This window comes from Aeromonas australiensis (assembly GCF_000819725.1).
In the GTDB taxonomy this organism is placed as follows: Bacteria; Pseudomonadota; Gammaproteobacteria; order Enterobacterales; family Aeromonadaceae; genus Aeromonas; species Aeromonas australiensis.
In genome coordinates this window covers 16246-35399 of record NZ_CDDH01000069.1, presented here as the reverse complement: position 1 = coordinate 35399, position 19154 = coordinate 16246, and the positions used below count along the sequence as shown (strand labels likewise).

Sequence of the window (19154 nt, the reverse complement as noted above, 5' to 3'; positions counted from 1 at the left end):
GTATTATAAGGCGCTTTGAACCGAGATGAACTGAAGATTATGCCTATCGTATCAAAGTACAATAACGAGCAATTTGACGCTCTGATGAACGACCTGATCACCGCGCTGGAAAAGCATAAGGCGCCGGTGGATCTCAGCCTTATGGTGCTTGGCAATCTGACCACCAATATCATCAACGGTATGGCACCGGCCCAGCGCCAGGCCATCACTGAAAAGTTTGTCCAGGCCCTGACCGCATCGGTCGATAATCGCCACGACGCACACTGAGTCGCGGACTCTGTTGATTTGACGTTTCTCAACGCAGATGGATCACTATGGTCGAAACCGGTAACCCCTATCGTGATAATGTCTCTCGCCTGATCACCTGGGGGCATTGGTTCTCCTTCTTCAACATTATTCTGGCCATGCTGATTGCCACCCGTTATCTGGGTGCCATCAGCTGGCCATCGACCACGCTTGGCGTGATCTATCTCGTTGTAAGCTGGATTGGCCACTTCTCGTTTCTGAGTTTTGTCACCTACCTGTTGACCATCTTCCCGCTCAGCTTCGTGCTACCCAGGGAGAAGTCGTTGCGGTTTATCGCGGCCATCATCGCTACTCTGGCGCTGGTGGTGCTGCTGATCGACACCCAGGTATTCCGGCTGTTCAAGTTCCACCTCAACAGTCAGGTCTGGCAGTTGCTGCTTGATCAGGCACAAACCGAAGAGGGCTCAATCTGGAGCATCATCTTCGTGGCGGTGCCCACCATCTTCCTGCTGCAACTGCTGCTGTCGGCCTATGTATGGCGCAAGATCAACAAGCGCAAACGCCGCCAGTACGGCAATCAGGTCGGGCTGGCCCTGCTGATCTGCTTTATTCTGACCCATGTGGTCAACAGCTGGGCGGACGCGACCCTCTATCAGCCCATCACCATGCAGCGCGCCAACTTCCCCCTCTCCTACCCCATGACGGCCCGCTCCTTCCTGGCCAAACATGGCTGGCTGGATCTGGAACAGTACGAGAAGCAGGCAGCCTCCCAGGGTGATAACAGCGACAGCCGGATGCACTATCCGCTACGCCCGCTCAACGTCAACGCGCCCCTGACCCACAACAATCTGCTGATTGTGGTGGTCGACTCCCTGCGTTTTGACATGCTCAATAACATCAACATGCCCAATCTGCAGCGCTATGCGGATCAGCATCTGACGTTCCGCAATCACCTGAGTGGCGGTAACGACGATCTGATGGGGATGTTCAGCCTCTTCTACGGGCTGCCCGGCCACTACTACAAAGAGATCAGCAGCGACAAACGTCCGCCGGTGCTGTTCGACGAAATGCTGCGTCAGGATTACCAGTTCGGGCTGTTTGGCGCGATGAAAGATGCCCAGCAGTATCGCCAGAGCATCCTCGCAGGTCTGCGCAAACAGGTGTTTGTCTCCGAACAGAGTGACGATGGCAAACTGCTGACGGACTGGCAGCAGTGGCTGGAGACGCGCCCCCCCGAGCGTCCCTGGTTCTCGCTGGTCTATCTTTCAGGTCCAGGGGACTACCAGTTGCCCGCCACCATGAAGGGGCCGTTCCAGCCGGAGCTTGCCAACTTCAATCCGGCGACCGCCTATCGGCCGGAGAACCTGCAAAAGCTGGAGAATCGCTACAAGAACGCGGTCTTCTATACCGACCAGTTACTCGAGCAGATGCTGACCAAATTGCAGGCGCAAGGGATGGATAGCAACACCATTGTGGTGATCACCGCCAACCACGGTCAGGAGTTCAACGATACCCGTGGCAACAGCTGGGGCGCAGGCAGCAACTACTCCCCCTATCAGGTGCAGGTACCGCTGGTACTGGCCTGGCCGGGGCGCAGCAGTAACGTTCGGGAACAACCGAGCAGTCATTTCGATCTGGCACCGACCCTGATGCAGGGGATGCTGGGGGTGCGCAATCCGGCGCGGGATTACAGCATTGGTCGCTCACTGTTTGATACCAGCCCGCGCAACTGGCTGCTGGCCGGGGATCAGAACGACTTCGCCATCTATGAGGGTGATACCATCACCCACTTCAACAAGCAGGGTGACTTCGAACTACTGGAGCGCAACAGCTATCGCCCGATCAAGCACGGTACCCCTGATATGGGCGCCATGATCCAGGTGATGAACGAGCTGAATCGCTTCTATCGCAACCAGTGAAGCCCGCCCTGATGGCTTGATACCATAAAAACGCCCCGAATTCGGGGCGTTTTTTTATGCAACTACCGAATAGTTCCACCCTGACGGAGCGTTAGCCCTGCCACCCTTGCGGGTACTTGTAGCCGACGAAACGCTTGGCTGCATAGGCTTTGAAAGCCGCCGAGTTGTAGGCTGCCGCCACATCTTTGGCAAACGGCTGCTCCGCATCTGCACTTTTCACCACCACCCAGTTGATGAAGTCGTAGCTGCGCTCCAGAAACAGTCCTTCACTGAACGGGATACCGCTGGAGGCAGCAAAATTACCGTTGATCACCGAGAAGTCCACATCCTCTCGCGAGCGGGGCAGTTGCGCCGCCTCCAGCTGCACCAGTTTGAGATTACGCGGATTGTTCACCACATCAAATTCGCTCGCCTTGAGCGGGTTTATCCCCTCCTTAAGCGTGAGCCAACCGAGATCCTGCAGCATCAACAGCGCCCGCGCCTGATTGGTGGGGTCGTTAGGGATAGCAACTGTGCTTCCCTCTTTCACCTTGTCGAGTGCCGCCAGCTTGCCGGAATAGAGCCCCATCGGACCGGTTGGCACCTGAGTAATGGGCGCCAGCGACAAGCCGCGATCTTTGGCAAAACTCTCCAGATAAGGTTTGTGCTGGAAGCAGTTCACATCCAGTGATCCGTCAGCCAGCGCAATATTGGGGGTCACATAGTCGGTGAACTCCACCAGCTTGACCTTGTACCCCTTGGCCTCCAGCTGCGGCTTGATGGAGTCGGTCACCATGTCGGCAAAATCCCCCACCGTAGTACCAATCACAATCTCCTGTTTGGTCGGCAAGGGCACATCGGCGGCAACCACGGAAAAAGAGAGGCTCCCGACCGCCATCGCGGCAATAAAGGTGCTGGCGCCAGCAGTGGCGCGCAAGGAAGCAGTAAAAGGAAAAGATAAGAAAGATAAGAAGGAACGAAACGGCATAGGGACTCCCTGTCAGGTACGCATCAAGCTATGGGACTGCGGCGGGATGGCTCTCAGAGATTAGGTCCCTCAAATCGCAGCAATCTAGCCATCCAAACGGCTATTTTGGTTACCATAACAGAGCCATCCACCGCCGCCAAGCAATAAACCGCTGGCCCACCACCACTTCATCACCCTTGCTGTCATACCCCCACACATACCTACACTCAGGTTGGCACACAGCCACATGTCGTTCAGGTTCAAGAGCGCACGCCCTCCCCTCGGGATGGCCCCGAATCGGGATGGTTGCTGCGAAGGAGAGTCACGAGAGAGCGAATTACAGATAAAAAGATCAGTAACAAAAAATGAGAGCAATTCTCAATAGAGCACATAACCAGCGTCATTGGAATACCTACCACAAACCGGATCAAATTTCTTTGAAGCTGGTCGTGCTTTTTGAAAATGGCTCTTTTTGAACCCCTACCACCCGTGTATAGATTTCCATCGCACCCAGGAAGGTGCCTTATAAGATGGAGTTTAAAAATAATGAAGCAAACATCGTTAGCACTGGCGATCACAGCACTGCTGTCGACCCTGCCCAGTGCGCTGGTTCAGGCAAATGAAGGTTGTGCGCCGCTCACCGGCAAGGAGAGCGGCGTTGATATCGGCCGCAGCAGCACCGAGCGCTGCCTGCCCGGCACCAATCCCCTGCAGGATCAGCAGTGGTATCTGCTCAACAGCGGCCAGGATGGTTTCAGTGCCAAGCCAGGGGTAGCAGGTAATGATCTCAACCTCTGGTGGGCTCATCGCACCGGCGTGTTGGGTCAGGATATCAATGTCGCCGTGGTGGATGATGGGCTGGCCATTGCCCATCCGGATCTGGCAGACAATGTGCGTCCGGGTTCGAAAAACGTGGTGACCGGCAGCGATGATCCGACCCCGACTGATCCGGATGCGGCCCATGGCACCTCGGTCGCCGGTATCATAGCCGCCGTGGACAATGCCATCGGCACCAAGGGGATCGCCCCGCGGGCCCGGTTGCAGGGATTCAACCTGCTGGATAACGAGAGTGAGCAGTTACAAAAGGATTGGCTCTACGCTCTTGGAGACAGCACCGCCAGCCGCGATAACAGGGTGTTCAACCAGAGCTATGGCATGAGCCTGGTCAATCCCCGTCCAGCTAACGATCTCGATCAGGTGCAGCTCGATCGCCTCTTTGAGCAGCAAACCCTCAAAGCGCAAGGGGCGGCCTATATCAAGGCAGCCGGCAACGGCTTCAACAGAATTGCGGCAGGTCGCTATGTGCTGAGCCGCAGCGGTAACGGCCCCAAATTGCCATTTGAAAACAGCAACCTCGATCCTTCCAACAGCAACTTCTGGAACCTGGTGGTGAGTGCCCTCAACGCCGACGGGGTCAGATCCTCCTATTCCAGCGTCGGCAGCAACGTCTTCCTGAGCGCCACCGGCGGCGAGTACGGAACTAACTCCCCCGCCATGGTGACCACGGATCTGCCCGGCTGCGACATGGGTTATAACCGAACCGATGATCCCAGCACCAACCGGCTGCACGGCAATCCGCAACTGGATGCCAGCTGCGATTATAACGGCGTGATGAACGGCACCTCTTCCGCCACCCCAAGCACCTCCGGCGCCATGGCACTGCTGATGTCCGCCTACCCGGATCTGTCAGTACGCGATTTTCGGGATCTGCTGGCGCGCAGCGCGACCCGGGTCGATGCCGCCCATCCCCCTGTCATGGTCAGCTACACCAGCAGCACAGGCAGACTCCGTGACGTCAAGGGACTGGAAGGGTGGGAGCGTAATGCCGCCGGCATGTGGTTCAGCCCCACTTACGGCTTTGGTCTGATCGACGTCAACAAGGCCCTTGAGCTGGCAGCCACTCACCAGCCCCTGCCCCCGCTGGTCCAGCTGCCATGGCAGAAGGTGACACCGGTGGACAAGCCATCTGCCGCCATTGCCGATATCGGCAACAGCCCGACCACCTCGACAACCCCCATCGCGACACCACTGACAGTGGAAGCGGTTCAGGTGATGGTGAGTCTGGATCATCAGCGCCTGCCCGACCTCTTGATCGAGCTGGTCTCCCCCAGCGGTACCCGCAGCATACTGCTCAATCCGTTGAACAGTCTGGTGGGCCAATCCCTCGACCAGCAGCAACTGGGTTTTGTGCGTACCAAGGGGCTGCGCGACATGCGCATGCTCTCCCACAAGTTCTACGGTGAATCGGCCGAGGGCCAGTGGCGACTGGAGGTAACCGACGTTGCCAACGATACCCGCCAGGTATCGCTGCTCAATCGCCAAACCCGTGAGCGCACTACTCTGACCGAGCGCAACAATCGCCAACCGGGCAAACTGATCTCATGGTCCCTGCGGGTCCTGGGTCACGATGCCACCCGCAGCTAACACGCTAGGAGTATTACCATGAACAAACCTGTTACCTTGCTTCTGGCAACCCTGCTGGCCCCCCTCTCGGGACAGCTCTGCGCCCAGGAGTCCGTCACCATGGATGGCAAGCAGTACAGCACCATAGAGGTGAACGGCCAGACCTACCTCATTCCCGACAACGGCAGCAAGAAGCGGGTCGCCCGCTCTCTTGACGGCAAGGCGCCACAGCAGACTCTGCGTCGCGGCGATGTGTTGATGCAAGGGGCAGCCAGCCCGGAGCTGACTGTAAGCGGCACCCTGCTGGTGGAAGCGGACGATGCCAGCGCCAGAACACTAGCGACTCGCCACGGCCTGATTTTCAAACAGAGCAGTGGCGGTATCGCCCTGTTGGAGGCCAAACCGGGCACCGACCTCAACGCCATCGCCACCAAGCTCAAGAGCGAAGGGGTGAATGTGCAGATCGAGCTGTCGGGGGCCGAACAGCAGCCGAAATAGGCCGCGACAGACAAATAACAAAGGGGGCCATTATGGCCCCCTTTCTGCTGCTCATTTTGATAGTGACTTACTTGGCACCATGCTGCTCCGCCAGATAGAGCCAGGTATCGACCACCGTATCGGGATTGAGCGACACCGAATCGATCCCCTGCTCCACCAGCCAGGCGGCGAAGTCCGGATGATCGGATGGGCCCTGACCGCAGATCCCCACATACTTGCCCGCCTTGCGCGCAGCGGCAATGGCCATCGCCAGCAACGCCTTGACCGCCTCGTTGCGCTCGTCGAACAGATGGGCGATGAGCCCGGAATCCCGATCCAGCCCAAGGGTGAGCTGGGTCATGTCGTTGGAGCCGATGGAGAAGCCATCCACGTGCTCGAGGAACTTGTCTGCCAACAGGGCGTTGCTCGGGATCTCGCACATCATGATCACCTTGAGCCCCCGCTCGCCACGGCGCAGACCGTTCTCGGCCAGGATGTCGATCACCTGCTCCGCCTCGCCCACGGTGCGCACGAAGGGGATCATCACCTCGACGTTGGTCAGCCCCATCACATCGCGCACCCGCTTGATCGCCTCGCACTCGAGGGCAAAGCAGGGTCGGAAGCTGTCGGCGATGTAGCGGGATGCGCCACGAAAACCGATCATCGGGTTCTCTTCATGAGGCTCGTAGCCACGGCCGCCCACCAGATTGGCGTACTCGTTGGACTTGAAGTCCGACATCCGCACGATCACCCGCTCCGGCCAGAACGCAGCGCCCAGAGTGGCGATCCCCTCGGTCAGCTTGGCCACGTAGAACTCCCGCGGGCTGTCGTAACCGGCGATCATCTTGCCGATGGTGGCCTGCAGCTCTGGCGTTTGCTGGTCAAACTCCAGCAAGGCCTTGGGGTGCACCCCGATCATCCGGTTGATGATGAACTCAAGACGCGCCAGCCCTACGCCAGCATTGGGCAGTTGGGCAAAGTCGAAAGCGCGGTCCGGGTTGCCGACGTTCATCATGATCTTGATGGGCAGGCGCGGCATATTGCCCACCTCGGTCACCGCCACGTCGAAGTCCAGCTCGCCGTCATAGATAAAACCGGTATCCCCTTCCGCGCAGGAGACGGTGATCCGCTGACCCGGCTCAATATGATCCGTAGCGTTGCCACAGCCCACCACCGCCGGAATGCCCAGCTCGCGAGCGATAATGGCGGCGTGACAGGTGCGGCCGCCCCGGTTGGTGACGATGGCGGAGGCCCGCTTCATGATGGGCTCCCAGTCCGGGTCGGTCATGTCGGTGACCAGCACGTCGCCGGGTTGCACCTCGTCCATCTGGCTGATGGAGGAGATAACTCGCGCCGGGCCCGCACCAATCTTGTGGCCGATGGCTCGTCCCTCAATCAGCACCTTGCCCGCTTGCTTGAGGGCAAAACGCTCGAGGGTGTTGGCCTCCTGACGGCTGCGCACGGTTTCCGGGCGTGCCTGCACGATATAGAGCTGGCCATCCTGACCATCCTTGGCCCACTCGATATCCATCGGGCGGCCATAGTGCTGCTCGATGATAAGGGCCTGCTTGGCCAGCGCCATCACCTCCTCATCGCTGATGCAGAAGCGGCTGCGCTCAGCCTCATCGGTATCGACAATCTTCACCTGACGGCCGTGACCGGCATCGTCCGAGTAGGTCATCTTGATAAGCTTGGAGCCCAGGGTCTTGCGCACCACCGCCGGGCGGCCCCCCTTGAGGGTCGGCTTGTGCACGTAGAACTCGTCCGGGTTGACCGCCCCCTGCACCACCATCTCGCCAAGACCATGGGCGCCGGTGATAAAGACCACGTCGTTGAAGCCGGACTCGGTATCCAGGGTAAACATGACGCCGGAGGCGGCGAGATCGGAACGCACCATCCGCTGTACCCCGGCCGAGAGGGCAACGCCCTTGTGGTCATAGCCCTGATGCACCCGATAGGAGATGGCGCGATCGTTGAACAGGGAAGCAAACACATGCTTGACCGCCGTCATGACGGCATCGATGCCACGTACGTTGAGGAAGGTCTCCTGCTGGCCGGCAAAGGAGGCGTCCGGCATATCCTCGGCGGTGGCGGAGGAGCGCACCGCAAACGAGGCACTCATGCCATCACCCAAACCGGCACTCAACTTTTCATAGGCAACCCGGATCGCCTGCTCCAGCTCGGGCTGAAACGGGGCGTCGATCACCCAGTCGCGGATCTGCTGACCGGCCCGGTTAAGGGCGGCGATATCGTCCACGTCGAGATTGTCGAGCAGATGGTGGATCTTGCCGTTGAGGCCGCTTGACTCCAGAAACTCGTTAAACGCAAAGGCGGTGGTGGCAAAGCCCCCCGGCACGGATACGCCGGCGCCAGAGAGGTTGCTGATCATCTCGCCAAGGGATGCGTTCTTGCCGCCAACGCGTTCTACGTCCTGCATTCCGAGTTGTTCGTACCAGAGCACGTACTGTTGCACTTGGATGTCTCCAGGTTGGTGGGCACCGATGCCATCGCACCTCGTGCGCCCGATTTAATCGATGAGGTTATGGGTAAGTCAGGTGCGTTATTGTCTGTTTCTTTTGTTGCCAACGACCATGAAAACGTTTTCTACTGGTTTTCAAAAAAATCCCCGAGCAAGCGTTGGGGATGGTCGAATGACCGGAACATTCTACAATGGCGACACAAAAAGATAACGATTCAGGTTTGCAAGCCACTTCACAACTTGGGCACAGCAGACCGGTTGACAAAACTGGTATGGTTTCGGGAGATACTTCTCACCCCTTACCCCATGCGACCCCACCCGCGGTATCACAGGAGCCCTACGTGCACACCGTATTTTATGTTTCAGACGGCACCGCCATCACCGCCGAAGTGTTCGGCCACGCAGTACTGAGCCAGTTTCCGCTGGCCTTCGAGCAGATCACTATCCCCTTTGTGGAGACACAGGAGAAAGCCCGTCAGGTACGGATGCGCATCGACGAGCAGTTTCGCCAGACCGGGGTACGCCCCATTCTGTTTCACACCATCGTCGACCCGCAGGTACGGGAAGAGGTACTGAAATCGGAGGCGTGCGGCCACGACTTTCTCAATACCTTCGTCAGCCCGCTGGAGCAGGAGCTGGGGGTAAAAGCCGAGCCCCGCCTCCACCGCACCCACGGTATGGAGAACCGCAAGCTCTATGACGATCGCATCGAGGCGGTCAACTTCGCGCTGGCCAACGACGATGGCATCACCACCAGGGAGTACGATGAGGCGGACATCATCCTGATCGGGGTCTCCCGCTGCGGCAAGACCCCCACCAGCCTCTATCTGGCGCTGCAGTTCGGCATTCGCGCCGCCAACTACCCCTTTATCGAGCAGGACATGGGGATGCTGGCGCTGCCCGCCCCCCTCAAGGCCAACCGTCACAAGCTGTTTGGCCTCACCATAGCGCCGCAGCGGCTGCACGAGATCCGCAACCAGCGCCGTGCCAACAGCCGCTACTCCTCCATCGAACAGTGCGAGCAGGAGCTGGCCTGCGTGGAGCGGCTGTTTCGCCAGGAGGCGATCCGCTTCCTCGATACCAGCTCCCACTCGGTGGAGGAGATCAGCGCCAAGGTCCTCGAGGCGACCGGTCTGCGCCGCCAGCTCTGTTAAGCCAGCTTGACAGCTATTTGCATCGACAAAAGATAAGAATCACATATCAGTTGTAAAAGCCAGGCGCTATGAACTGTCGTTTTAATGAATGACAGTGGAAAGCGTGGATAAAAAAGGGATAAGCACCACAAATGCTTATCCCTCTGCTTGTCGACCTTGGCGTATGACCTTGGCGTATGCCCTTGTCACCTGCCGCCAGCTAGCCGCTGTTTGATTTCGCTCTGCTGCGCTCGGCAAACAGCCAGCGTTAACTAACGATTGAGCTCAGGGTTGTTCATCAACCGGGCATAGAAGGCCAGCAAACCGTGGCGCAGGCGAACCCGCTCCGCCAGCCAGCCGCCAACGAGCGCCCCCGTTACCCCACCCACCAGCAACAGCGACTGCCAGTAGTGCAGCAACGCCTGATCACCGAGTAACAGCCACCCCAGCAGCAGGGTGGCGGCCACCAGCAACAGCAGCGGACTGGCGGCAATCCCCAACCAGAGCGTCACCTGCACTCCCCGGGCAACCCCTTGTTGCAGCACGCTTTCGCGCTCTCTGAACTCCAACTCCCTGTACTCTTCCCTGCACGCTCGCTTGCTTGGCATCATCTGCATCCATCTGTAGCCCAGCACAACAAAAAGCCCACTAAAACCAACAGATGTCAACAAAACAAAATTCAACCGCACAAATATCAAGCAAGAACTACCAAAAAGCCTCTGCAGACCATAAAAACGCTACCGCCGGTACAAAGTACAGCCATTAGAGATGGAAAACAGGTGCATTTATGGCGGATTATCACTATTCTGCTTCGGTTGCCAGCCAACACTAAAAATTGAAAATGGCACAGCGTAACGAAACAAATACAACTTTCGTCAGGTTTTGGCTACGCACTGCGGCCTGCTCAGGATGAGCCCAACACCGACCAGAGACAACAGAGATAGGTAAAGGACAGATCCATGGATTTGAAACAAGACGGTGAGGAGCTGAAGCGCGGCCTTAAAAACCGCCACATTCAGTTGATTGCGTTGGGCGGTGCCATCGGTACCGGCCTCTTTCTGGGCATTGCCCAAACCATCAAGATGGCAGGCCCCTCGGTGCTGCTGGGGTATGCCATCGGCGGTTTTATCGCCTTCCTGATCATGCGCCAGCTCGGTGAGATGGTGGTGGAAGAGCCAGTAGCCGGTTCATTCAGCCACTTTGCCAACAAATACTGGGGTGAGTTTGCCGGTTTTGCCTCCGGCTGGAACTACTGGGTGCTCTACGTGCTGGTGAGCATGGCCGAGCTGACTGCGGTGGGCATCTATGTCCAGTACTGGTGGCCCGAGATCCCGACCTGGATGTCGGCAGCTTTCTTTTTCGTGCTGATCAACGCCATCAACCTCTCCAACGTCAAAGCATTTGGCGAGACGGAGTTCTGGTTCGCCATCATCAAGGTGGTCGCCATCATCGGTATGATTGGCTTTGGCGGCTATCTGCTCATCTCCGGTGCCGGCGGTCCCGAGGCGAGCGTCACTAACCTGTGGGCGCAAGGGGGCTTCTTCCCCAACGGCATCACTGGTCTGGTGATGGCGATGGCGGTGATCATGTTCTCCTTCGGCGGTCTGGAGCTGGTGGGCATTACCGCCGCCGAAGCGGACAACCCCGAGAAGAGCATTCCCAAGGCCACCAACCAGGTGATCTACCGCATCCTCATCTTCTACATCGGCGCGCTGGCTATCCTGATGTCCCTCTACCCCTGGGGTAAAGTGGTGGAAGGCGGCAGCCCATTCGTGATGATCTTCCACGCTCTGGACAGCAATCTGGTCGCCACCGTACTCAACATCGTGGTGCTGACGGCGGCACTGTCGGTCTACAACAGCTGCGTCTACTGCAACAGCCGGATGCTGTTCGGGCTGGCCAAACAGGGCAACGGTCCGAAAGCCCTGCTCAAGACCAACAAGAGCGGCGTGCCGCTGGTTGCCCTCTCGGTCTCGGCCATCGCCACCCTGCTCTGCGTGCTGATCAACTACCTGATGCCGGGCCAGGCCTTCGGTCTGCTGATGGCGCTGGTGGTCTCCGCGCTGGTGATCAACTGGGCAATGATCAGCCTCGCGCACCTCAAGTTCCGCAAGGCCAAGGTCGCAGAAGGTGTCCAGCCCAAGTTCAAGGCGTTCTGGTACCCCTTCGGCAACTACCTCTGCCTCGCCTTTATGGCTGGCATTCTGGTGATCATGTATATGACCCCGGACTTCCGGATCTCGGTCGAACTGATCCCCGTCTGGCTGGTGGTACTGGGCATTGGCTTTGTCATCAAGCGCAAAGGACGAGCCCAAGCCAAGGTCGCCGCCAATCTGGGTTAATGCCCGCAGCTGAGACGAACAATGCAAAACGCCGATCGGATGATCGGCGTTTTTTATCTGGCTACTTCAGCAGCTCTTGCCATCACTCATAAACCACACGGTAGTCCAGATCACTTGATCCGTTTTCCTTGTGCATCCACTACCAGCTCCCCATCTTCTTTGCTGAAGGCACCTTGCTGAGGACTCGGCAAAATATCCAGCACCACCTCTGACGGACGACACAGCTTGGTGCCAAGGGACGTCACCACGATGGGACGGTTGATCAGAATGGGGTGCGCCAGCATGGCATCGACAAGTTCATCGTCACTGAAGCTCTCCTCGGCCAGCCCAAGCACCTCATAGGGGGGCACGTTTTTGCGCAGCAAGTCACGTACTGGTATTCCCATTGCTGCAATAAGCGCGACCAGGATCTCACGGCTCGGCGGTCTCTCCAGATAGTGGATGACAGTCGGTTCAACCCCTGCGTTGCGGATAAGTGCCAGGGTATTACGGGAGGTGCCACAGGCCGGGTTGTGGTAAATGGTGATAACAGTGTCACTCATACTTGCGCCTCCGCTTTGCCATAGTTGCGCTTCATGCGCAGGGCGACATTGACCAGGGCGATGAGCACAGGCACCTCCACCAGCGGGCCGATGACACCGGCGAAGGCCTGATCCGAGCTCAAACCAAACACGGCAATGGAGACCGCGATGGCCAGCTCGAAGTTGTTGCCGGTGGCGGTAAAGGCGATGGAAGCGTTCTTGTCATAGGGAATGCCCAGCTTCTTGCCAACCAGGAAGCTGGTGAAGAACATCAGCACGAAATAGACCACCAGAGGCACAGCCACCCGCAGCACATCCATGGGCAACTCGACGATCATCTCGCCCTTGAGGCTGAACATCAGCACGATAGTGGCCAGCAAGGCGATCAGCGTGATGGGCGAAATGGCGGGGATAAAACGCTCGTTATACCACTGCTCACCCTTGGCCTTGACCAGATAGTGACGGCTCAGAAAACCTGCCAGGAAGGGAATGCCAAGATAGATCAGTACGCTTTGTGCGATATCCAGCATGGTGATATCCACCGCGAAACCCTGCAAACCGAACAGCGGCGGCAGTACGGTAATAAACAACCAGGCCATGAAGCTGTAGGTGAGGATCTGAAAACCGCTGTTGAGCGCCACCAGGCCAGCACCGTACTCCTTGCTGCCACCGCCGAGATCGTTCCACACCAGCACCATGGCGATGCAGCGCGCCAGGCCGATCAGGATGAGACCCACCATGTAACCCGGCTCGTCATGCAAAAACACCAGGGCAATCACGAACATCAATATGGGGCCCACCAACCAGTTCATTACCAATGAGAGGGTAATGGCCTGCCGGTCACGGGTCATCGCCCCCATGGTGGCGTAGTTCACCTTGGCGAGCGGCGGATACATCATCAGGATAAGACCGATGGCGAGCGGCACATTGGTGGTGCCGACCGACATTGCCTCATTCCACTGGGCTACTTGCGGGAACAGGTAACCAATCCCCACCCCGATGGCCATGGCGACAAAGATCCAGAGGGTAAGGTTGCGGTCGAGAAAGCTCATCTTTTTGCTGACGGGCAGATCGCAGCAGGCTGTATTACTCATCAAGAGACTCCATGAGAGTGGGATGAAACGGGCGGTTGATGGCGCGGCAAACCGAGGGAGATGAGCGCCGCTAGCAGAATAAAGAGGGTGGAGATCCAGAGGCAGGCCTCCAGACCATAGAGCTGGAACACCAGCCCGGAGAGCAGGGTGCCGAGCAGGCGCCCCAGGGCATTGGCCATGTAATAGAAGCCCACATCAAGCGATACCCCATCTGCACCGGCATAGCTGACGATGAGGTAGCTGTGCAGAGAAGAGTTGATGGCAAACAGAGCGCCAAACACCATCAGACCGCCCACCAGGCTGATGGCCGGATGCACCTCATAGTGGAGTGCAAGGGCAATCAGGGCCGGGGTCAGTGCCAACACCAGCGCCCAACCCATCGCAGCCTTGCCATCGGGTACACGACCCTCTCCCTTGCCGGTAAAGCGGGGCGCCTGGGTCTGAACCACGCCATAAGCAATGATCCAGAGCGCCAGGAATCCCCCCACATACCAGTGTTCCCAGCCAAAGCTGGAGGCGAGGTAGACAGGCAACGCCACCACAAACCAGACATCGCGGGCACCGAACAGGAAGAGGCGGGCCGCCGACAGATAATTGATGGCGCGGCTCTTGGAGAAGATTTCGCTGAACTTGGGCTTGTTTTTGGCTTTGCCGAGATCCCGTTTCAGGGTCAGCACGCTGACGCACCACACCAGCGCCAACGCAAGTGCCATGACCAGCACAGCCCCCTGAAACCCGAGCAGGGTCAGCAGGGCGCCACCGAGGAAAAAGCCCATCCCTTTCAGGGCATTCTTCGAGCCGGTGAGGAGTGCCACCCACTTGTAGAGCTGACCCTGCGCCTCTCCCGGCACCAGCAACTTGATGGCGCTTTTGGCGCTCATCTTGTTGAGGTCTTTGGCTATCCCCGAAAGCGCCTGCGCCCCCATCACCCAGGGCACCGTCAGCCAGAGCGGCGGCACCAGTAGCATGCCCAGTGCCAGCACCTGGAGGGCCAGCCCTATGTTCATGGTGCGGTTGAGCCCGAGACGAGCGCCGAGCCAGCCCCCCACCAGATTGGTCACCACCCCGAAGATCTCGTAAAAGAGAAACAGGGAGGCGATGGCCAGCGGGCTGTAACCCAGCCCATGGAAGTAGAGCACCACCAACATGCGCAGCGCGCCGTCGGTGAGGGTGAAGGCCCAGTAGTTGCCGGTCACCAGCAGATACTGGCGGATCTCGGGGGAGAGTCGGGTCCGTTCCATGGTCAGGTTATCCTTGCACCTTGTCCATTTGACCGACCATGCGCATCAGCTCGGCGGTGCGGTTGGCATAGCCCCACTCGTTGTCATACCACGCGTAGATCTTCACCTGGGTGTCATTGACCACCATGGTGGAGAGTGCATCTATGGTGCAGGAGCGCGGATCCGTCTTGTAATCCACCGACACCAGCGGGCGCTCTTCATAGCCCATGATCCCCTTGAGCTCACTCATGGCAGCGGCCTTGAGCAAGCCATTGACCTCGGCTTCGGTGGTGGGACGGCACACCTCGAACACGCAGTCGGTGAGGGAGGCGTTGGCCAGCGGCACCCGCACCGCATGACCGTTCAGCTTGCCCTTGAGCTCGGGGAAGATATGGGTGATGGCGGTGGCAGACCCCGTGGTGGTGGGGATGAGGCTCAGGCCGCAGGCGCGGGCACGGCGCAGGTCAGCATGGGGGGCATCCAGAATGGTCTGGGTGTTGGTGATGTCATGAATGGTGGTCATGGAGCCGTGCTTGATGCCGAGCTGCTCGTGGATCACCTTCACCACGGGCGCCAGGCAGTTGGTGGTACAGGAGGCCGCCGTCACGATAGGGTGCTGCGCCTTGTCGTAGAGGTGGTGGTTGACCCCCATCACAACGTTCAGGACACCTTCTTCCTTGACCGGAGCGGTCACCACAACGCGCTTCACCCCTTGCGCCAGATAGGCATTGAGCAGGGCCTTGGTTTTCATCTTGCCAGAGGCCTCGATCACCACATCACAACCAGACCAGTCTGTCTGACCGATCTCTTTGTTACGAGTGCAGAGGATGCGATGGTTACCGATCACCATCTCGTCCCCATCGCTGCTGGCTTCATGATGCCAGCGGCCATGGACTGAATCGAAGGTGATGAGGTGTGCCAGCGAGGCGGCATCGCCAGCCGGGTCATTGATGCGCACAAACTCCACATCCGCCCAGTCGAAGGCGGCGCGAAATGAGAGACGGCCCATGCGGCCAAAACCGTTGATACCAACTTTGATAGTCATGCTGTTTTCCTTAACCGGCGAATGCGTAGTGGGTATTGAGGTAGTGAACGTGGGGCGCCAGGGTCAGCGCCTTGGGACGCAGCCCTTGCACCAGCGACTTGACCTGTGTGGGGGCGTAGCCCGCCTCCAGCAGCAAGATGGCTGCCATCAGTCCGGTACGACCCGAGCCGCCACGGCAATGAATGGCCAGGGTCTGACCCGCTGCCAGACGCGCCAGCAGCTCCGCCTTGTGGTTGGCAAAGGCAGCGGCAAAGGGCGCTTCGGGGGCACAATCGTCCTCTACCGGCAGCTGGCACCAGGCCAGCCCTAACGCGGCGCACTCTGCGGGCAAGCTATCGGCCTTGAATTCGCTAAGCTCGGCATCGGGCATCATGGTGACCACCGCCTCTGCCCCTGCGGCTTGCAGGGTCTTGAGGGCCGCTTGCAAAGAAGCCTCCTTGGTGCCAGGGCAGGGGGTGAAGATAAGGCGGGCGCCATTATCCAGGTTCAGGATGTCAAACGGGTGCATGATAAACAGCGACTCCATGTCTCATTGAGAACGTTAGGTGGGTGAAGATAGGTTGATGGTACGCATCGCTTGTTGCAGCGAGATGCGATCCAGTTTGTTCAGTGGCAGGCTCAGGAAGATCCGCAGTCGGTTGCCGATTTCGTGATAAGCCTTGTTGAACGCCGCCCATTGCGCCGCATCACTCTCTGTCACGGCAGCCGGGTCGCTAAAGCCCCAGTGGCCGGTGATGGGCTGCCCCGGCCATGCCGGGCACTGCTCTCCTGCCTCCTGGTCACATACCGTCAGGATAAAATCCATCTTGGGGGCATCTGGGTGGGCAAACTCTTCCCAACCCTTGCTGCGCAGCGTGCTGGTGTCCAGATTGTGTTGCGCCAGCAATTCAAGGGTCAGCGGGTGTATCTCCCCTTTCGGGGAGACGCCAGCACTAAACGCCTTGAAGTTGCCCTGACCGAGCCGGTTGAGTAGCGCCTCAGCCATGATGCTGCGGGCCGAATTGCCGGTGCAAAGGAAGAGCACATTGAACGGACGTTGCATCTCACATCTCCTTGTCGATGGGGTGACATAAATCTTGCAGCGCTTTCACGCCCACCGGCTCGACAGCTTGCAAGGGCAGCACGGCATAACGCTTGGCATGCTCCTGCTTGACCGCTTCGATATGGGGCTGCTGGCGATACGCTCGCTGGGCCAGCAGTGGCGAGGTGACGCTTGCCGGGGCCAACATGTGATTGACTACCCAGGCCCAGGGCTCGATACCGGCACGGCGCAGATCGGCTTGCAGGTTGGCCGCCTCCTGTACCGGTGTGGGTTCGGGCAGGGTGACGATCATTACCTTGGTCTGTTTCGGGTCTTGCAACTGCATCATGGGAGTGGTGAAGTGCATCCCTTTGCCACCCATCTGACGGGCGATCTCTCGGTGATAGGCACCAGTCGCATCGAGCAGCAGCAGGGTGTGGCCGGTGGGCGCGGTATCCATCACCACGAAGCGCTTGCCTGCCTCGCGAATGATCCGCGAGAAGGCCTGAAACACGGCAATCTCTTCGGTACAGGGGGAACGCAAATCTTCTTCCAGCAGAGCGCGGCCCTGGGCATCCAGACTCGCCCCCTTGGTGGCCAGCACCTGAGTGCGATAACGCTCTGTCTCGGCGTGGGGATCGATGCGACTGACCTCCAGGCTGGGCAGTGCCCCAGCCAGGGTCTCTCCCAGATGGGCTGCGGGATCTGAGGTGGTCAGGTGAACCGGCAGGCCCCGGCTGGCGAGCTCTACCGCCACTGCCGCAGCCAGGGTCGTTTTACCCACACCGCCCTTGCCCATCAGCATGATGAGCCCGTGGCCATCGCGGGCCAGCTCATCGACCAGTTGATGCAATCCGGGGTGTGGTTCAGTGGTTGCGCTCTCAACCTCATCAGTTCCAGTGACAGGCGCTGCCCCCAGTAACTGGCGCAGGCTCTCCACCCCAACCAGATTGGTCGCTAACAGCGGCACTCTGTCTTGTGGCAAACTTGCCAGCAGCGCTGGCATATCAGCCATCGCCTGCTGCTCACGTTGCCATACGGCTGTTGCCAAGGGATCATCAACCAGCTCGCTTTGCGGGAAGATGCCATTGATAACCAGTTGCTGATTGGCAAGACCGATGGTCGCCAGTTCGTCATGGGTACGTGCCACTTCCCGCAGGGTCGAGGCTTGCGCACGGGCGACCAGGATCAGCCGTGTTTTCCCGGCATCAGAGAGTGCTGCAACGGCCTCAGTATATTGGCTGCGCTGCTTTTCCAGTCCTGCCAATGGCCCCAGACAGGAAGCATCGCCTTTGCCCTGCTCCAAAAACTCGCTCCATGCCCCTGGCAATTGCAATAGACGGATAGTGTGGCCGGTCGGTGCCGTATCGAACACGATGTGGTCGTATTCCCCCACCAGGCTGCTGTCGGTCAAGAGAGCAGTGAACTCGTCAAAGGCGGCGATCTCTGTGGTGCAGGCACCGGAGAGCTGTTCTTCAATGCTGCGTACCACGCTTTCGGGCAGCTTGCCGCGCACTGGGCCAACGATACGTTCGCGATAGGCTTGCGCGGCGGCTTGCGGGTCAATCTCCAGTGCTGATAACCCCTCGATTTGCAGGATCTTGGTGATCTGGTTGCCTATCTGGGTGTCGAACACCTGACCTACGTTTGAAGCCGGATCCGTGCTGACCAGCAGTACCCGTTTGCCACTGTCACACAAGGCAACCGCACTGGCGCAGGCCAGCGATGTTTTACCCACCCCGCCCTTGCCGGTGAAGAAGAGAAACGGCGGCGCATCATTGAGAAACGAGTAGTTCAGAAACGGGGACATGAGAGACTCCTATCAGGAAGAACGAGGCCATTGACCAAACAGAGATCTTGCCAGCCAGGCGATGTCGCTTAGCAGCAACCACTGTCATCGGAGCAGCATCCACTCTTGACGATCCCTTTGATGGCACCGGCTTTGCTGGACTCTGCTTCTGGCTGTTCAACGTCGGCGCCATCGCTTTCTGGTGCTTTTGGCAACGCCAGCCCTGCATAGCGGATCAGTTCAGCACGGCTGGGATAGCGACCGGTGAGAACCACCTGACCATCAACCAGCGTCACCGGTAATCCTTCTTCCCCAGTCAGTTCTAGAAAGGAAGCCACTGCTTGGGTTTCGGCGAAGACCAGGGGCTGTTGTGCCAGGTTGAATCGGTATAGCGAGCCGCCCTGTTGCTTGAGCCACTCGGCATCACCGGCAAAGGTGACCAGTGCCTGATCAACCTCTGCGCCACATACACCGCTGGAGCAGCACAGGGCCGGGTCAAAAACTTGTATCTCTCTCATG

At 58.7% G+C, this 19154-nt stretch carries 17 protein-coding genes; 6 read left to right on the top strand and 11 right to left on the bottom strand.

Features of this window, described 5'->3' with window-relative positions; translation table 11 throughout:
• Positions 1-39 precede the first annotated feature (39 nt).
• Both BN1117_RS11250 and BN1117_RS11245 read left to right on the top strand, forming a co-directional pair.
• The gene (locus BN1117_RS11250; protein WP_005333874.1) at positions 40-267 is read left to right on the top strand and encodes a YejL family protein; all 228 of its coding nucleotides are present in this window, start codon (positions 40-42) and stop codon (positions 265-267) included.
• A gap of 47 nt (positions 268-314) precedes the next feature.
• Entirely contained in the window at positions 315-2165 is a 1851-nt protein-coding gene (locus BN1117_RS11245) for a DUF3413 domain-containing protein (RefSeq protein WP_040097429.1), read from the top strand.
• A gap of 91 nt (positions 2166-2256) precedes the next feature.
• On the opposite strand, the gene BN1117_RS11240 is transcribed toward BN1117_RS11245, so the two are convergent.
• Positions 2257-3042, bottom strand: coding sequence for a MetQ/NlpA family ABC transporter substrate-binding protein (locus BN1117_RS11240; RefSeq protein WP_052441505.1), 786 nt, complete (start codon positions 3040-3042; stop codon positions 2257-2259).
• Positions 3043-3657: 615 nt separating this feature from the next.
• Here BN1117_RS11240 and asp point away from each other — a divergent pair.
• Together asp and BN1117_RS11230 are read left to right on the top strand one after the other, a co-directional pair.
• Positions 3658-5535: a serine protease Asp gene (gene asp, locus BN1117_RS11235; RefSeq protein WP_040097428.1), complete on the top strand. Its 1878-nt coding sequence runs from the start codon at positions 3658-3660 to the stop codon at positions 5533-5535.
• A gap of 18 nt (positions 5536-5553) precedes the next feature.
• Positions 5554-6012 (top strand): serine protease chaperone, encoded by a 459-nt coding sequence (locus BN1117_RS11230; protein WP_040097427.1) that lies wholly within the window; start codon positions 5554-5556, stop codon positions 6010-6012.
• A 67-nt stretch (positions 6013-6079) separates the two neighbouring features.
• Here the strand turns inward: BN1117_RS11230 and ppsA are convergent, their stop codons facing one another.
• Positions 6080-8464: a phosphoenolpyruvate synthase gene (gene ppsA / locus BN1117_RS11225; protein ID WP_040097424.1), complete on the bottom strand. Its 2385-nt coding sequence runs from the start codon at positions 8462-8464 to the stop codon at positions 6080-6082.
• Between the two features lie 347 nt (positions 8465-8811).
• Here ppsA and ppsR point away from each other — a divergent pair, with 347 nt between their 5' ends.
• Positions 8812-9624 carry a posphoenolpyruvate synthetase regulatory kinase/phosphorylase PpsR gene (ppsR, locus tag BN1117_RS11220; RefSeq protein ID WP_040097423.1) on the top strand — a complete coding sequence of 271 codons (813 nt, stop codon included), beginning with the start codon at positions 8812-8814 and terminating at the stop codon, positions 9622-9624.
• Between the two features lie 251 nt (positions 9625-9875).
• Here the strand turns inward: ppsR and BN1117_RS11215 are convergent, their stop codons facing one another.
• Complete coding sequence (locus BN1117_RS11215) at positions 9876-10172, bottom strand: hypothetical protein (RefSeq protein WP_244463541.1); 297 nt, start codon at positions 10170-10172, stop codon at positions 9876-9878.
• Between the two features lie 390 nt (positions 10173-10562).
• Between BN1117_RS11215 and BN1117_RS11210 the strand changes: the two genes are divergently transcribed.
• Entirely contained in the window at positions 10563-11945 is a 1383-nt protein-coding gene (locus tag BN1117_RS11210) for an amino acid permease (RefSeq protein WP_040097421.1), read from the top strand.
• 110 nt (positions 11946-12055) lie between these two features.
• Here the strand turns inward: BN1117_RS11210 and arsC are convergent, their stop codons facing one another.
• From arsC to arsD, 8 genes are all read right to left on the bottom strand, one after another.
• A complete protein-coding gene (gene arsC, locus BN1117_RS11205; RefSeq protein WP_040097419.1) occupies positions 12056-12487 on the bottom strand; it encodes a glutaredoxin-dependent arsenate reductase in 432 nt (143 codons plus the stop codon).
• Complete coding sequence (gene arsB / locus BN1117_RS11200; protein ID WP_040097417.1) at positions 12484-13560, bottom strand: ACR3 family arsenite efflux transporter; 1077 nt, start codon at positions 13558-13560, stop codon at positions 12484-12486. Before arsB ends, arsC begins: the two co-directional genes overlap by 4 nt.
• Positions 13560-14801: an organoarsenical effux MFS transporter ArsJ gene (gene arsJ, locus BN1117_RS11195; protein ID WP_040097415.1), complete on the bottom strand. Its 1242-nt coding sequence runs from the start codon at positions 14799-14801 to the stop codon at positions 13560-13562. Before arsJ ends, arsB begins: the two co-directional genes overlap by 1 nt.
• Positions 14802-14808: 7 nt before the next feature.
• Positions 14809-15825, bottom strand: coding sequence for an ArsJ-associated glyceraldehyde-3-phosphate dehydrogenase (locus BN1117_RS11190; protein WP_040097413.1), 1017 nt, complete (start codon positions 15823-15825; stop codon positions 14809-14811).
• 10 nt (positions 15826-15835) lie between these two features.
• Positions 15836-16333, bottom strand: a complete 498-nt coding sequence (locus BN1117_RS11185; RefSeq protein ID WP_244463540.1) for a phosphatase domain-containing protein — start codon at positions 16331-16333, stop codon at positions 15836-15838.
• 33 nt (positions 16334-16366) lie between these two features.
• Positions 16367-16867, bottom strand: a complete 501-nt coding sequence (locus BN1117_RS11180; RefSeq protein ID WP_040097409.1) for an arsenate reductase ArsC — start codon at positions 16865-16867, stop codon at positions 16367-16369.
• 1 nt (position 16868) lies between these two features.
• Complete coding sequence (gene arsA, locus BN1117_RS11175) at positions 16869-18656, bottom strand: arsenical pump-driving ATPase (protein ID WP_040097407.1); 1788 nt, start codon at positions 18654-18656, stop codon at positions 16869-16871.
• A gap of 68 nt (positions 18657-18724) precedes the next feature.
• A complete protein-coding gene (arsD, locus tag BN1117_RS11170; protein WP_040097406.1) occupies positions 18725-19153 on the bottom strand; it encodes an arsenite efflux transporter metallochaperone ArsD in 429 nt (142 codons plus the stop codon).
• Position 19154 lies beyond the last annotated feature (1 nt).

What these genes read in the sequence shown, in the direction of transcription:
- BN1117_RS11185 (WP_244463540.1), bottom strand. Translation starts at nt 16,333, where the DNA reads ATGCACCCGTTTGACATCCTGAACCTGGATAATGGCGCCCGCCTTATC.
- arsA (WP_040097407.1), bottom strand. Translation starts at nt 18,656, where the DNA reads ATGTCCCCGTTTCTGAACTACTCGTTTCTCAATGATGCGCCGCCGTTT.
- BN1117_RS11240 (WP_052441505.1), bottom strand. Translation starts at nt 3,042, where the DNA reads ATGGCGGTCGGGAGCCTCTCTTTTTCCGTGGTTGCCGCCGATGTGCCC.
- arsB (WP_040097417.1), bottom strand. Translation starts at nt 13,560, where the DNA reads ATGAGTAATACAGCCTGCTGCGATCTGCCCGTCAGCAAAAAGATGAGC.
- BN1117_RS11230 (WP_040097427.1), top strand. Translation starts at nt 5,554, where the DNA reads ATGAACAAACCTGTTACCTTGCTTCTGGCAACCCTGCTGGCCCCCCTC.
- BN1117_RS11245 (WP_040097429.1), top strand. Translation starts at nt 315, where the DNA reads ATGGTCGAAACCGGTAACCCCTATCGTGATAATGTCTCTCGCCTGATC.
- asp (WP_040097428.1), top strand. Translation starts at nt 3,658, where the DNA reads ATGAAGCAAACATCGTTAGCACTGGCGATCACAGCACTGCTGTCGACC.
- BN1117_RS11210 (WP_040097421.1), top strand. Translation starts at nt 10,563, where the DNA reads ATGGATTTGAAACAAGACGGTGAGGAGCTGAAGCGCGGCCTTAAAAAC.
- arsJ (WP_040097415.1), bottom strand. Translation starts at nt 14,801, where the DNA reads ATGGAACGGACCCGACTCTCCCCCGAGATCCGCCAGTATCTGCTGGTG.
- BN1117_RS11190 (WP_040097413.1), bottom strand. Translation starts at nt 15,825, where the DNA reads ATGACTATCAAAGTTGGTATCAACGGTTTTGGCCGCATGGGCCGTCTC.
- arsC (WP_040097419.1), bottom strand. Translation starts at nt 12,487, where the DNA reads ATGAGTGACACTGTTATCACCATTTACCACAACCCGGCCTGTGGCACC.
- BN1117_RS11250 (WP_005333874.1), top strand. Translation starts at nt 40, where the DNA reads ATGCCTATCGTATCAAAGTACAATAACGAGCAATTTGACGCTCTGATG.
- arsD (WP_040097406.1), bottom strand. Translation starts at nt 19,153, where the DNA reads ATGAGAGAGATACAAGTTTTTGACCCGGCCCTGTGCTGCTCCAGCGGT.
- BN1117_RS11180 (WP_040097409.1), bottom strand. Translation starts at nt 16,867, where the DNA reads ATGCAACGTCCGTTCAATGTGCTCTTCCTTTGCACCGGCAATTCGGCC.